The following is a 13,549-nucleotide window of genomic DNA, read 5'->3' as shown; positions in this document are numbered from 1 at the left end:
TGAACGCCATGCTCAACCTGTACGGCCAGGACGGGCGCATCCAGTTCGAGGCCGACCGGGCCGCGGCGCGCCAGTACTTCCTGCAGCACGTCAACAACAACACGGTCTTCTTCCACGACCTGGACGAGAAGCTCGAATACCTCATCAAGCACGACTACTACGAGCGCGAGACGCTCGACCAGTACACGATGAACTTCGTGCGGGACCTCTTCTCGCGGGCCTACAAGAAGAAGTTCCGCTTCGAGACCTTCCTGGGCGCCTTCAAGTTCTACACGAGCTACACGCTCAAGACGTTCGACGGCAAGCGCTACCTCGAGCGCTACGAGGACCGCGTCTGCATGGTCGCCCTCCACCTCGCCCGCGGCGACGAGGAGCTGGCCGTCCGGCTCGTCGACGAGATCATCGACGGCCGCTTCCAGCCGGCCACCCCGACCTTCCTCAACGCCGGCAAGAAGCAGCGAGGCGAGCTCGTCTCCTGCTTCCTGCTGCGCATCGAGGACAACATGGAGTCCATCGCGCGCGGCATCAACTCCTCGCTGCAGCTCTCCAAGCGCGGCGGCGGCGTGGCCCTGTCGCTGACCAACATCCGCGAGTACGGCGCCCCGATCAAGCAGATCGAGAACCAGTCCTCGGGCGTGATCCCCGTGATGAAGCTCCTCGAGGACAGCTTCTCCTACGCCAACCAGCTCGGTGCCCGCCAGGGCGCCGGTGCCGTCTACCTGCACGCGCACCACCCGGACATCTACCGCTTCCTCGACACCAAGCGCGAGAACGCGGACGAGAAGATCCGCATCAAGACCCTCTCGCTCGGCGTCGTCATCCCGGACATCACGTTCGAGCTGGCCAAGAAGAACGAGGACATGTACCTCTTCTCCCCGTACGACGTCCAGCGCGTCTACGGCGTGCCGTTCTCCGACATCTCCGTCTCCGAGAAGTACTACGAGATGGTCGACGACGCGCGGATCAAGAAGACCAAGATCAACGCCCGCGAGTTCTTCCAGACCCTCGCGGAGATCCAGTTCGAGTCCGGCTACCCGTACATCATGTTCGAGGACACCGTGAACCGCGCCAACCCCGTCAAGGGCAAGGTGACGATGAGCAACCTGTGCTCGGAGATCCTCCAGGTCTCCTCGCCCTCGGTGTACTCCGAGGACCTCGGCTACGCGGAGGTCGGCAAGGACATCTCCTGCAACCTCGGCTCCATGAACATCGCCAAGACCATGGACTCGCCGGACTTCGGCTTGTCCGTGGAGACCGCGATCCGCGCGCTGAGCGCGGTGTCGGACATGTCCTACATCGCCTCCGTCCCCTCCATCGCCGAGGGCAACCGGCAGTCGCACGCCATCGGCCTGGGCCAGATGAACCTGCACGGCTACCTGGCGCGCGAGCGGGTCCACTACGGCTCGGAAGAGGGCCTGGACTTCACCAACATCTACTTCTACACGGTGCTGTTCCACGCCCTGCGCGCCTCCAACCTGCTCGCGATCGAGCACGGTGCGGCCTTCGGCGGCTTCGAGGACTCGAAGTACGCGAGCGGCGAGTTCTTCGACAAGTACACCGAGCAGGAGTGGACGCCGCAGACCGCGAAGGTCGCCGAGCTGTTCGAGGGCGTGCACATCCCGACCCGCGAGGACTGGCTGGCGCTCAAGTCCTCCGTCATGGAACACGGGATCTACAACCAGAACCTGCAGGCCGTGCCGCCGACCGGCTCGATCTCCTACATCAACAACTCGACCTCCTCCATCCACCCGGTGGCGGCCAAGGTCGAGATCCGCAAGGAAGGCAAGATCGGCCGCGTGTACTACCCGGCCCCGTACCTGTCCAACGACAACCTGGAGTACTACCAGGACGCGTACGAGATCGGCTACGAGAAGATCATCGACACCTACGCCGCAGCCACCCAGCACGTGGACCAGGGCCTGTCCCTGACGCTGTTCTTCAAGGACACGGCCACGACCCGCGACATCAACAAGGCGCAGATCTACGCGTGGCGCAAGGGCATCAAGACGCTCTACTACATCCGTCTCCGCCAGCTCGCGCTGGAGGGCACGGAGGTCGAGGGCTGCGTCTCGTGCATGCTGTAGCAGCGCACGGCTGAAGGGTACGACGGCGGGCGGGCGCCCGCCGTCGTACCCGAACCCAAGGATTCAACGAAGGAAAGTCAGGGGAAGAAATGACCGAGAAGGTCAAGCTGCTGGGCCACGTCGAGGCGATCAACTGGAACCGCATCCAGGACGAGAAGGACGTCGAGGTGTGGAACCGCCTCGTGAACAACTTCTGGCTGCCGGAGAAGGTGCCGCTGTCCAACGACGTCCAGTCGTGGGGGACGCTGACGCCCGAGGAGCAGACGCTCACGATGCGCGTCTTCACGGGCCTGACCCTGCTGGACACCCTGCAGGGCACGGTCGGCGCCGTCTCGCTCATCCCGGACGCCGTCACGCAGCACGAGGAGGCCGTCTACACGAACATCGCGTTCATGGAATCGGTCCACGCCAAGAGCTACTCCTCGATCTTCTCGACGCTGTGCTCCACCAAGGAGATCGACGACGCCTTCCGCTGGTCCACGGAGAACGAGAACCTGCAGAAGAAGGCCCGGATCGTCGAGGGCTACTACCACGGCGACGACCCGCTGAAGAAGAAGGTCGCCTCGACGCTGCTCGAGTCCTTCCTCTTCTACTCCGGCTTCTACCTGCCGATGTACTGGTCCTCCCGGGCCAAGCTGACCAACACGGCCGACCTGATCCGCCTCATCATCCGCGACGAGGCCGTGCACGGCTACTACATCGGCTACAAGTACCAGAAGGGGCTCGAGAAGCTCAGCGAGGAGCGCCGCCAGGAGCTCAAGGACTACACGTTCGAGCTGCTCTTCGAGCTCTACGAGAACGAGGTCCAGTACACGCACGACCTCTACGACGGCGTGGGCCTGAGCGAGGACGTCAAGAAGTTCCTGCACTACAACGCCAACAAGGCCCTGATGAACCTGGGCTACGAGGCGATGTTCCCGGCGTCGGTCACCGACGTGAACCCGGCGATCCTCTCCGCCCTGAGCCCCAACGCGGACGAGAACCACGACTTCTTCTCCGGCTCCGGATCCTCCTACGTCATCGGCAAGGCCGTGAACACGGAAGACGAGGACTGGGAGTTCTAGCTTGCCGTGTGTGTGAGTTGCCAAGTTATTTGGCATAGGTGACAAGTTAGTTGGCGTATGCCAGCCAACTTGGCATAGGTGACAGGCTAGTTGGCAAGGCACTGGCTTCCGAAGGGACCGGTCGTCGTGCCAACCAGCCTGTCACGGGGGGTGATGCACACCCTGAGCGGCCGCCCGAGCACACCTGCGCCTGAACCAGGTGAAGGAGGGCAGGCCGCGGGGACGACGTCCGGCTGATGTCACCGCCGAGACTTTCGGATTTCCTGGACCGGCTTGGATAGACCGGTCCCCATAAAGAGGTCAGCGGCATACAACCATCGCCTGCTGCCGCTGCCCCACGGGAGGGTGTACGTGACTGCAACAGCAGACGCCGGAAGTACGGCTCTCGCCGTGCCGAATGATCTCGCCGGAGCATTGCTGCCGATCGCAGCGGAGCTCTCAAGGCTCGAAGAGAACGCGAGGTATTCCCAGCAGAGCCAATTCGAGCAATCCAAGATATGGCGGAGTACCAACCTGCAACTCGGCATCCCCGCGGCCGTTCTTGCTGCGGTAGCCGGGACAATCATGCTTGTCTCCGAGGAGTGGCAAGTCTTCGCCGCAATTGTCAGCCTGCTCAGCGCCGCCCTGGCAACGACGACCACCACGCTAAGCGCTGAGCGCAGGTCGGACAGAGCTGCGACTGCCGCGAATGCGTACCGGGACATCCAGATGGAGGCACGGCAGCTGCTGCTCATTGACCTGGGGCGCCTCGAGTATGACGATGCCCGGGACAGGCTGCGAAACCTCACGGACAGATATGCGGAGATCAGCCGGGGCGCGGAGCCGGTTCTCCGCCGCGCATACGTTAGCGCCAAAAAGAATTTGGCGGCCGGAGGCCAGACGCATTCAATTGACACAAAGGATCCGAACGAGTGACCGCTCCCCAAAAGCTGAACGAACTCCTCTCCTACTTCACTCCGTCGCCGGCCCAATTCGACGCTGCTCGCTCGCATCGGGACTCAATTGCAGCCCGTTTGGAGCAACATCCGGGGACTTTCGGAATGTTCGAGACCGGTTCACTCACGCATGGAACCGGCATCTCGATTTATAGTGACGTCGACTTCTTCGCGTCGATGAAGGGCACGAGGCCTACCCCGTCGACGGCGCTCGCAAAAGTACGAGATTCACTCAAGGCCAGGTTCACAACGACCGAAGTCCGAGTGTCCTCACCGGCCGTGGTCTGCAAATTCGCGGAGGGCAGGGAAACCTTGGAGGTAGTCCCGGCATATTACGCCTCGGACGGATACTGGATACCGGACCCGAAATCGGGTGACTGGATGAAGAGCAACCCGTCCGCCGACGCAGAGTATGTCTCGGACATCAACAAGAAGCACGACGGCGGGGTCAAGAAACTGATTCGGCTCCTGAAGGCTTGGAAATACCGAAAGGGGGTCCCAATCTCCTCGTTCTACCTGGAGATGCGGGCCGCCAAGTACTCAAGTGGTGTCTCGACGTTCATCCTGATCTGGGATCTTTGCCTCATCTTGGAAGAGCTTGTCGCGCTGGAACTGGCAGCGATGAATTCGCCCGTCGCATCCGGACGCCGGATCAATCCGTGTTCTTCGGAAGCAAATCGAGCCGACGCGCTGTCCAAGACAAAGACGGCCGCCCTCCGGGCTCGACGCGCCCTTGAAGCACATAACGCCGGCAAGCCCGCTGAGGCAGTAGCGGCACTCAAATTGCTTTTTGAATTCAGCCGCTAGTCCGCCATTGCGGAACTCACAGCGAGGACCGCTGGCAGCCAGCTGTCCCCTTAGGGGAGGGGAATGCCCTCGACGATTCTCTGTCCGCAGCCGCACCAAATCCACGGGCCCAACGAGGAGATGCTGTACCAATGACAAAAGTGGACACATTACAGCGTTTCGTCCTCAGGGCGCGCCGCATTGCCTCTCACTCGTTGGCTTCCGACCGCGAAAGGCTTGTCGCACTCGCTGACTTTACGGTGGCAGGCACTCTGGCCCTGGACGGGACCTTCGAGATGCGCAGGCAGTTGCCAGACGAGGAACTCTTTGAGTCTTTGGCGGCACGCCTGAGGCCTATCCTTCTCAAGAGTGAGTCGGTGCACAACGAAAAGGTCCTTCGCGCAATCGGTAGCATTCTGGACGAGCAGGAGCAGGAATCGGCCGGTATTGATGCACTTCGTGAGGAGCTCGAGCGACTTCGAGGCGCCTGGGAAAGGCATCAGGAGTCTGATCTCCGCGTCCTGCGATACGCAGTCCAGTCGGTGAAAAACGATGGTACCGAGTCGACGCCGCAAGTGTCCGACAGCCAATTGGCAATGGCATGGCTTTACGGTGACCTCGTCCACGTGGATGTGAAAGGACCCAAGGAGTCGGGAACGCTCTTGCCGATCAAGGAGCGCTATTCCGGGGCCGTGTCCTACTTCGCAACTGTCGCCCTACTATGCGCTGAAACGTTGGATCTGGTCATGCGCCTCTCAAAGTTGGGTGTACTGGAACTCGGTAAGTAAGCCACAGACACCCCTGTCGTAGTGGGAACCGACGAGCTCATCAGCAGCGGCGTGGCCTTTTTCGCGCCAATCGATACTAAGATGCCACTGCTGGACCCAACCACTAAGTCGGCCCCTGAAGGGTTCAAGCAACTGACCATCACCGAGATGATGCGCATGGACCCGAGAAATCGCGTCCAAGTTCGGCTGGAAGCAGCGGACGGAACCACAGTGGCTGAGTATGACGCTGCCGCCACTCGCGGGCAGACAGAGAGTGGACGATATGAGTGGCGCGCCCTGATCGCGGGCTGCCTCACCTATGAGCTTTCGTTCGATCTCGGCAATAATGGCCCTACCTCACCGCGCTGCGAAGTTGTCGCCGCGCAACTGACTACAAACCGGATGGCTTTGGCGAAGTTGCGATTCGAACAAGAGGTGATGCGAAGTACTGCGATGCTGTTCATCGTGGCGGGAAAGGAGTTCTTCAGCCTTGCCATTCCAGAGGCTACGAGCGCTGATACCAGCGCCACCCAAATCTCCATTGAGTCGCTCGAAGACTTACTGGCGATCGAGGCGATCACAGGCAGCGAACTACCCTTGGCAACTGGAACGGCCACTATCCGCCAACGGGCTGTCCTGCGCACGACCAGGCTGCTATGGGAAGGTGAGTATTCGAAGGCTTGGAGGCCATCCGATATTGCCGTTCGGGGCCAGTGATATTGCCGGTGGGGGCCAGCAGTGGCGTCGGTGGGGGCCACTGGTCCCCACCGACGGTCCTGCTACTGATTCTGCATGGCGTGTTCGCGCATGTTGTGCGTGCCGGTATCGACCCAGATGGTGTTGTGCACGATTCGGTCCATGATCGCGTCGGCGTGCACCCCGGAGCCAAGCCGTTGATGCCAGTCCTTCTTGGCGTACTGGGTGCAGAACACTGTCGAGGAACTGTCGTACCGGCGCTCAAGCAGCTCCAGGAGCATGCTTCGCATCCCTTCGTCCGGGTGGTCAAGCAGCCACTCGTCGATCACCAGCAGGGTGAACGCGGCGTACTTCTTTAGGAACTTCGTAGCTCCCAGCGGCTTGTCCCTGGCCAGGGCCCAGGCTTCCTCGAGATCGGGCATCCGGATGTAGTGGGCCCGGATCCGGTGTTGGCAGGCCTGCTTCGCCAGCGCGCACCCGAGGTAGGACTTCCCCGAGCCGGTGAAGCCCTGGAACACCACGTTCTGCTGCCGCTCGATGAACGAACACGTGCCGAGCTGCGCGATGACGTTGCGGTCCAGGCCGCGTTCGTCCACCCTGTCGAGCCGGCGCAGGTCGGCTGCCGGGTAGCGCAGTCCGGCCCGCCGGACCAGGCCCTCGACCTTGGCGTGGTTGAAGGTGGAGTGGGCCTCGTCGACGACCAGACGCAGCCGGTCCTCGAAACTCATCCCGAGGATCAGGTTCTCGTCCTGCGCCTCCAGCGCCGCCAGCAAAGGGGCGGCTCCCATCTCGCGGAGCTTGCGCTTGGTCTCGGTATCGATCCCGCTCACTTGGCGCCTCCCGCGTAGTAGTCGGCGCCGCGAACGTACCCGCCGAGCTCCGCTGGCTCATCCCGTGGGGGCCTCAGCCTCGGGGCCTGGTCCTGGCCGGTGGCCAGGAGCGGTTGCAGATGCGCATAGCGCGGGGATCTGATCCTGCCACCCAGGGCGATCCGGCAGGCGGCCTCCACCCGCTCCGCGGAATACCGCCGTGCCAGACGCAGCACGGCCAGGGCGGCGTCCAGGCCCTGCTCTTCCACGGGAACGGATTCGAAGATCCGGTTCACCACCACCACGGCGGATGGGCCGATCCGTCCCGCCCATTCCCGGGCCCTCGGCGCGTCCCAGGGCTGATACCGCCCGCCGGCGGGCAGGTCGGCGTCATTGGTGCGGTACTCGTTGGCCGAGCCTGCCGGCAGCAGCAAGTGGCTGCTCACCCGCTCGACGCCCCGGTAGACCTCGAGCATCCGGTCGGTGATGCGCAGGTCGATCGTGGTGCCGATATGGGCGAAGGGCACCGAGTAGTGGTTCTTCTCCCAGGCGACGTGTCCGTTGCGGGCCACCCTGCGCCCATAGACCCACCGGCTGATCTCGTAGGCCACCTGCGGCAGCGGCGTCAGCAGGGGCCGCTCCTCGGCGGTGAACACGCTGGTCCTGGACCCGGGCCGCTTCTGGAACGGCTCCGCGTTATAGGTCGCCACCCGCTCGGTAGCCGCGGCCTTCAGCTGCGGCAACGAGTCGAACCGCTGCTCCCGCAGGTCAGCGATGACGCGCATGGCCACGTGCCAGACCGTGTTTTCCACGCTGGCCTTGTCCTTAGGAGACCTCACCCTCCCCGGCAGCACGGCAGCCGAGTAGTGCGCGGCCATCTCCCGGTAGGCATCATTCAGGACGACCTCGCCCTCACGGGGATGACTGATCACCCCGGTCTTCAGGTTGTCCGGCACGATCCTGGGCACCGAGCCGCCGAACGCCTCGAACATCGACACGTGCGCCCGCAACCAGGTGTCCTGCTTCATATCCAAGGTCGGCTCGACGAAGGCGTAGCGGCTGAACGGCAGGCACCCCACGAACAAGAACACCGTCCGGGTCGCGCCAGTGACCGGACCGTGCAGCTGCATCGTCGGCCCGGACCAGTCCACCTCGACCGTCTGCCCGGCCTTATGCCCGACCCTCGAGGCGGCCCCGGTGACCAGCACGTGGCGCTGGTAGGTCCGGCAGAACCGGTCGTATCCCATCGCCGGCTCGCTGCCGGCCGCGCAGCCATCAGCGTATTCGCCGTGCAGCAGCTTCAACGTCACCCCGACCCGCGCCAGCTCCCGATGAACCCGCTCCCAGTCCGGCTGGGCGAACACGCTCTGATGCTCACCACGACCCGGGAACAACAACTCGTAAACCTCGCCGTGGGCAAGGTCCTTAATCTCGTCCCAGCCGATACCGGCAGCGTCGGCGGCCTCCAGCACCGCCGTGACCGATTTCCGGGACATGCCCTGCGACGCCGCGATCACCCGGCCGGACAAGCCCTCGGCCCGCAACTGCAACACCAGCTTGGCCCTGATCTTCCGTACCATTGATGGTTCTCCTTCCGCCGTGCGCCCTATACGTACGGCGGAAGGAGCCTAAGCGCGCGGTGGCCCCCAAGCACGCCACTGCCGGTCCCCACGCTCAATATCGGGCGATGAGCGCACCGGCCCCCGAACGCACGACCGGTGGACCCCAACGAAGCGAATATTCAGGAAGGCAAGGTCGTACCGCTAACGCTCGGTCCGTTGAAGACAACAGCCCAAGCCGGGACCATCCCTCAAGTCTTGATCGTCCCTGCTGGAATTAGGACATTTGGTGACATCGACTATCCCAGCCCACAATTTGCGGTTCGGCATCCCCTAATGGCCGCGGAGTCAGTTCGGCCGGTTTTGAGTAGCGATCCGCCACGAGATTCGATGCTGATGGCTATTCCTGTGCAAGAGCCATTCGTCGCATGGGTAATCGAGAAATGCGACGTAAAGAGCGACCGGGACTTGTTGCGCCCTACTTCGTGGGGCTTGTCGCACTTCGACACTCCGCCCTTCCTTGGCAGCGGATGGACATCCGAGCAGGGACTCACGGCTGGAGACTCTACTGCCGGCTAGGCGGTGCTGCCCGGGGACGCTTTTGTGCTTGGCAGACATAGGCTCAACTAGGGACTGCCTGTAAACAAGCGAGGAGCTACGACGTTGGCTTATCGAGAGCAAGTAGGAACACACCCTCATCGACGTAGCCTGCTCTCAAGTCTGCATCCAAATCCGTGTCATCGGTCACAAATGTCAGAAAATGCCGCAGTTCTCTAACTGTTACCGGTTCTCGCATGGTCAAAACGACGCCGACTCCCAAGTTAACCTCCTCATGTGACAAGAACAACTAGCAATGTATCACTAGTGATACAGACTTATTGCTTGACTTCTTATGGCATGAGATGTGCCTATCCGACCGACAGATATACCTCCTGAGGCCGCTGGGCGATGGCAGTCACGCCGCCAAAGAGTTGGATCCCGTATCCGTGAACTTCGGCTTACTCGAGGCATGACTCAGGAGGCCTTAGCCTCGGCCGCCGATTTGAGCCGTGTGCACCTAAATCGACTCGAGGCTGGCAAGCGCAGTCTCGCCTACGAACGGTTGTGGGACCTTGCTGCAGCCCTGAACGTGAACATCAACGAGCTTCTTGAGGTAGATGAAGAGTCGCAGGGCTAGCCGAATCCCCGTCGATCACTACGCGGCCATGCTTGCGATTGTGACGCCCCCACGCTCGGCAGTGGAAAGACTGGGCAAAGGACTTTGCGCGGCCTCCTTGTCCGGATTCGGGGTCATGAGCCCTCGGCTACCTGGGGAGCCGCTGCTACGGAAGGCATTCATCTGCGCGCCACGCCAGGTAGCCACTGTGACAGACGTTGTGCCGGATGCTCCTGCTGCTTCGGTCTAAGCTATCGGCCTCCAGAGATACGCTTTTTGCATGGATTCCCTCCTTATTGTCGCCCTCGTCATCGGGGCCATCCACAATGCCCTAGAAGCAAAGCGGGCCGAAAAAAGAGCGAGGCGTGTTAACGCCGACCGAAAATAGGGCCATTTCTGCCAACTGAAAATAGGGCCACCGGGTTGCGGTTCTATTGTGCCTGAGGTCTTGTGGTGGTTCTGTTGCGGAGCCGGTAGCTGCTGCCGGTGAGGTTGAGAACCTCCGCGTGGTGGACGATGCGGTCGATCATGGCTGAGGCGACCGTAGCGTCGCCGAAGACCTCGCCCCAACGGCTGAACGCCAGGTTCGAGGTGAGGACCAGCGAGGCGTGCTCATACCTGGACGAGACCAGTTGGAAGAACAGGTTCGCCGAGTCCTGGTCGAACGGGATGTATCCGACCTCGTCGACGATCAGCAGCTTGTAGCGGCGCAGCTTTGTCAGTTCCTGGGGCAGGCGTCCGCGTTCGTGCGCCTCGGCGAGGCGAGCGACCCAGCCGGTGGCGGTGTCGAACAGGACCCGGTGCCCGGTGCGGGCGGCCTTGATCCCGATGCCCACGGCCAAATGCGTTTTGCCGGTGCCGGGAGGACCGAGCAGGACCACGTTCTTGGCTTCCTCGAGGAAGACCCCGGTGCCGAGGTGGGCCACCAGGTTGCGGTCGGCGGCCGGCTGGTGGTCGAAGTTGAACTCCTCGATGGTCTTGGCGCCGGGGAAGCGGGCGGCACGGATCCGCAGGGCCGCCCCGGAGGCTTCGCGCTCGGCGACCTCGCGGCTGAGCACGGCGGCTAGGTACTCCTCGTGGGACCAGCCCGCTTCCCGGGCGCGGTCGCCCAGGGCACGGTAGCCGTCGGTGATGCGCGGGGCGCGTAATGCCCGGGCGTAGTACTCGATGCTCTTCGCCGGCTCGCTCACCGGCCGGCCTCCGCCAGTTCACGCGCATCGTCCGGGACGGCGAGGCCGAAGAGCCGGTCGTAGATGCCCAGATCGCGTTCCTGGACCTCGGCGTGGCGGCCGGTCCTGATGGTGCGGTGGGCGCGGCGCAGGGCGGCGGCCCTGTCGACGTGGGCCGGATCGGTAAGGATCTGGTGGCGCGCCCAGCGTCGTTCGTGCTTGGCCAGCAACGTCCCGCCGGCAGTGACGGTCACCTGCTCGAGGTCCGCGGCCACGTCCACGATCCGCCCGATCGCCGACGGGTCGACGGAGTAGTCGTTGGAGAACACCCGCACGTAGTAGTCCCGCGGCAGCCGGATGCTCTTGCGCAACCCAGTCTCGGGCGCCAGCGGTGCCAGCGGGCGCATCGCCTCGCGGTCGCGCAACACGAGCTCGGCGGGCCGTCCGTGGCGGGAGCGCGAGTAGCGGGCATTGGCCCGCGGCAACCAGTCGGCCAGCTGCTCGTTGAAGTCGCCCGGGCAGGCGAAGGTCCGGCCGGGCATGAAGCCTTGGCGGAAGAACCGGTTCATCCGCTCCACCATGCCCTTGGACTCCGGGTCGTTCGGCGGCAGTTGGCGGATCGTGCAGCCCAGCACCCCGGCGAAAGACGCGGCCGGATCCGTCAGCCGGCCCTGGCCGATGCCGCTCTCGTTGTCCCAGACCAGCCGCTCGGGGACCGCGGCCGCGTCCTGGATCAGCGACCACATCCCGCCCAACAGGTCCGGCGTGGTGCGGGTGGGGATCATCCGGGCCTGGATGAAGCCGGAGAAGGTGCTGGTCATGACCAGCACCGGCGGCTTGCCCTGTTGGCCGTGCCCGAGCGGTAGCGGCTCGTGCGGGAACCAGAGGTCGCATTGGACCGCCTTGCCCGGTTCGTGGACCAGCCGGTCCACCGGGTCCGCCGGCAGATACTCGGGCCGGATCTGGCGGACCTTGTCGCGGAACAGGGACGCCGATCCCGTCCATCCCACGCGTTCGGCCAGCACGGTGGCCGGCATCGTCGGAGTCCTGGCCAGCAGGGTCCGGACCCGGCCGGCGTAGGAGTCGAAGCTCGAACCTGCCGACGCCCGCTCGTACTTAGGCGGCCGGTCTGATTCCAGCGCCCGGTCAACCGTTCCCCGCGAAACCCCGAGCTGCGTGGCCAGCTCTCTCTTAGAGATCTTCTCCGTCGCGTACCGGTGGCGAATCTGCGCCCAAACGTCCAATGTGATCACCTTCCATGATGGTCAGGTGGCCTCATTTTCAGTTGGCGTTCTTGGCCCTATTTTCGGTCGGCGTCAACAGAGGCGGACTCGAGATCGCATTGCGCAACGCTACGGAGTCGATTGGTAATGGGAATCACCATAAATCGGCCATGGGCTACTGCCTCCCAGCTTGCGAGACACCATGTGGCCAACGGCATCACGCGTCCTGGGTGAACCTCGGCCAGTTGGCGCTTCAATTGCGAAGCGCGCCAATTCGGGACGCTCATCGTGGCGCAGATGTTCTGGACGCCGTTGGCCGCGTAGAAGCGCTCGGCTTCAAGACGCCAGCCTGCCGGACCCATGACCGAACATCGGGCGTCGGATGTGCGGGCGTTCTCGTTGGAGCGATTGGGATCAGATGATTGCGGAGCGACGTTCGATTAGGACGGTGTCGCGCCACTGCCCGGCCGAGGGGCCGTGGGCCATGCGGGCGATGCGCGTCCTGCGCCCGACCACGGTGAAGCCGTGGGCGAGGTGGAGTCTCATGCTTGCCTCGTTCTCGGGGAAGAGGCTGGCCTGAATGGTCCAGATCCCGTCCGCTTCGGTCGAGGCGGCCAGGGCCCGCAGCAGGATCGCGCCGACGCCCAACCCGCGCGCCGCCGCCGCGACGTACACGGAGTGCTCCACGACGCCGGCATAGGCGGGGCGCGGGGAAACGGCGGAAACGGCTGCCCAGCCGAGGATCCCGCCGTCCCGGGTTGCGGCGACCAGCCGGTGCCCGGGCAGGCGCGAGGCGTCGAACCCTTCCCAGTCCGGGGCCTCGGACTCGAAGGTGGCGTGTCCGGTGGCGATGCCCTCGCCCCAGATTCGTTGGACGGCCGGCCAGTCCGCGGGGAGCAGCGGCCGAACCGCGACGGCGTGCGGTCCGGTCACAGGGTCGCGAGCAGCCCGGCGGTCCGGTCCAGGGCGCCGGGAACGAGGGAGTAGTAGGCCCACGTGCCCCGCTTCTCGCGGTGCAGCAGCCCGGCCTCGACCAGGATCTTCAGGTGGTGGGAGACCGTGGGCTGGCCCAGGTCCAGCGGCTCGGTCAGGTCGCAGACACAGGCCTCGCCCGAGTCGCCGGCCTTGACGATGGACAGCAGGCGCAGCCGGTTCGGATCCGCCAGCGCCTTGAAGACCAGGGCTCTGCGCTGCGCCTCGTCGGCGCCCAGGCCCGGGGTGTCCGACGGCGCGCAGCACGCGGCGTCGACGGCTGGCTCGAGAGTTTGCAGAGAGTTCATGAACCCATTATGCATGCAGAT

The 13,549-nt window shown here is 63.8% G+C and carries 13 protein-coding genes; 7 read left to right on the top strand and 6 right to left on the bottom strand.

Features of this window, described 5'->3' with window-relative positions:
- The first annotated feature begins 8 nt into the window (after nt 1-8).
- From nrdE to AC0QR5_RS03880, 6 genes are all read left to right on the top strand, one after another.
- Nucleotides 9-2,084 (top strand): class 1b ribonucleoside-diphosphate reductase subunit alpha, encoded by a 2,076-nt coding sequence (gene nrdE, locus AC0QR5_RS03905; protein ID WP_475372510.1) that lies wholly within the window; start codon nt 9-11, stop codon nt 2,082-2,084.
- 89 nt (nt 2,085-2,173) lie between these two features.
- Nucleotides 2,174-3,148: a class 1b ribonucleoside-diphosphate reductase subunit beta gene (gene nrdF / locus AC0QR5_RS03900; RefSeq protein ID WP_329863567.1), complete on the top strand. Its 975-nt coding sequence runs from the start codon at nt 2,174-2,176 to the stop codon at nt 3,146-3,148.
- 351 nt (nt 3,149-3,499) lie between these two features.
- A complete protein-coding gene (locus tag AC0QR5_RS03895) occupies nt 3,500-4,063 on the top strand; it encodes an SLATT domain-containing protein (protein ID WP_329863569.1) in 564 nt (187 codons plus the stop codon).
- Nucleotides 4,060-4,890, top strand: coding sequence for an SMODS domain-containing nucleotidyltransferase (locus tag AC0QR5_RS03890; protein WP_329863571.1), 831 nt, complete (start codon nt 4,060-4,062; stop codon nt 4,888-4,890). The genes AC0QR5_RS03895 and AC0QR5_RS03890 overlap by 4 nt, the downstream gene beginning before the upstream one ends.
- A 131-nt stretch (nt 4,891-5,021) precedes the next feature.
- Nucleotides 5,022-5,657 (top strand): hypothetical protein, encoded by a 636-nt coding sequence (locus AC0QR5_RS03885; RefSeq protein WP_329863573.1) that lies wholly within the window; start codon nt 5,022-5,024, stop codon nt 5,655-5,657.
- A 21-nt stretch (nt 5,658-5,678) separates the two neighbouring features.
- A complete protein-coding gene (locus AC0QR5_RS03880; RefSeq protein ID WP_329863575.1) occupies nt 5,679-6,353 on the top strand; it encodes a hypothetical protein in 675 nt (224 codons plus the stop codon).
- Nucleotides 6,354-6,415: 62 nt separating this feature from the next.
- On the opposite strand, the gene AC0QR5_RS03875 is transcribed toward AC0QR5_RS03880, so the two are convergent.
- Both AC0QR5_RS03875 and istA (AC0QR5_RS03870) read right to left on the bottom strand, forming a co-directional pair.
- Nucleotides 6,416-7,162: an ATP-binding protein gene (locus tag AC0QR5_RS03875; protein WP_329863576.1), complete on the bottom strand. Its 747-nt coding sequence runs from the start codon at nt 7,160-7,162 to the stop codon at nt 6,416-6,418.
- Nucleotides 7,159-8,721 carry an IS21 family transposase gene (gene istA, locus AC0QR5_RS03870; protein WP_475372487.1) on the bottom strand — a complete coding sequence of 521 codons (1,563 nt, stop codon included), beginning with the start codon at nt 8,719-8,721 and terminating at the stop codon, nt 7,159-7,161. Before istA (AC0QR5_RS03870) ends, AC0QR5_RS03875 begins: the two co-directional genes overlap by 4 nt.
- Nucleotides 8,722-9,709: 988 nt before the next feature.
- Between istA (AC0QR5_RS03870) and AC0QR5_RS03865 the strand changes: the two genes are divergently transcribed.
- The gene (locus AC0QR5_RS03865; RefSeq protein ID WP_475372498.1) at nt 9,710-9,877 is read left to right on the top strand and encodes a helix-turn-helix domain-containing protein; all 168 of its coding nucleotides are present in this window, start codon (nt 9,710-9,712) and stop codon (nt 9,875-9,877) included.
- 410 nt (nt 9,878-10,287) lie between these two features.
- On the opposite strand, the gene istB is transcribed toward AC0QR5_RS03865, so the two are convergent.
- The 4 genes from istB to AC0QR5_RS03845 form a co-directional block, all read right to left on the bottom strand.
- The gene (gene istB, locus AC0QR5_RS03860; RefSeq protein ID WP_475372497.1) at nt 10,288-11,046 is read right to left on the bottom strand and encodes an IS21-like element helper ATPase IstB; all 759 of its coding nucleotides are present in this window, start codon (nt 11,044-11,046) and stop codon (nt 10,288-10,290) included.
- Nucleotides 11,043-12,278: an IS21 family transposase gene (gene istA / locus AC0QR5_RS03855; protein ID WP_329862122.1), complete on the bottom strand. Its 1,236-nt coding sequence runs from the start codon at nt 12,276-12,278 to the stop codon at nt 11,043-11,045. Before istA (AC0QR5_RS03855) ends, istB begins: the two co-directional genes overlap by 4 nt.
- 384 nt (nt 12,279-12,662) lie before the next feature.
- Complete coding sequence (locus tag AC0QR5_RS03850; RefSeq protein WP_329864003.1) at nt 12,663-13,181, bottom strand: GNAT family N-acetyltransferase; 519 nt, start codon at nt 13,179-13,181, stop codon at nt 12,663-12,665.
- Complete coding sequence (locus tag AC0QR5_RS03845; RefSeq protein WP_329864001.1) at nt 13,178-13,528, bottom strand: ArsR/SmtB family transcription factor; 351 nt, start codon at nt 13,526-13,528, stop codon at nt 13,178-13,180. Before AC0QR5_RS03845 ends, AC0QR5_RS03850 begins: the two co-directional genes overlap by 4 nt.
- Nucleotides 13,529-13,549 lie beyond the last annotated feature (21 nt).

The organism is Arthrobacter sp. J156 (genome assembly GCF_056172865.1).
Note: the sequence above shows the minus strand (reverse complement) of the source record. Positions and strands in the feature narration are given on the sequence as shown.

What these genes read in the sequence shown, in the direction of transcription:
- AC0QR5_RS03865 (WP_475372498.1), top strand. Translation starts at nt 9,710, where the DNA reads ATGACTCAGGAGGCCTTAGCCTCGGCCGCCGATTTGAGCCGTGTGCAC.
- nrdE (WP_475372510.1), top strand. Translation starts at nt 9, where the DNA reads ATGCTCAACCTGTACGGCCAGGACGGGCGCATCCAGTTCGAGGCCGAC.
- AC0QR5_RS03845 (WP_329864001.1), bottom strand. Translation starts at nt 13,528, where the DNA reads ATGAACTCTCTGCAAACTCTCGAGCCAGCCGTCGACGCCGCGTGCTGC.
- istA (WP_475372487.1), bottom strand. Translation starts at nt 8,721, where the DNA reads ATGGTACGGAAGATCAGGGCCAAGCTGGTGTTGCAGTTGCGGGCCGAG.
- nrdF (WP_329863567.1), top strand. Translation starts at nt 2,174, where the DNA reads ATGACCGAGAAGGTCAAGCTGCTGGGCCACGTCGAGGCGATCAACTGG.
- AC0QR5_RS03885 (WP_329863573.1), top strand. Translation starts at nt 5,022, where the DNA reads ATGACAAAAGTGGACACATTACAGCGTTTCGTCCTCAGGGCGCGCCGC.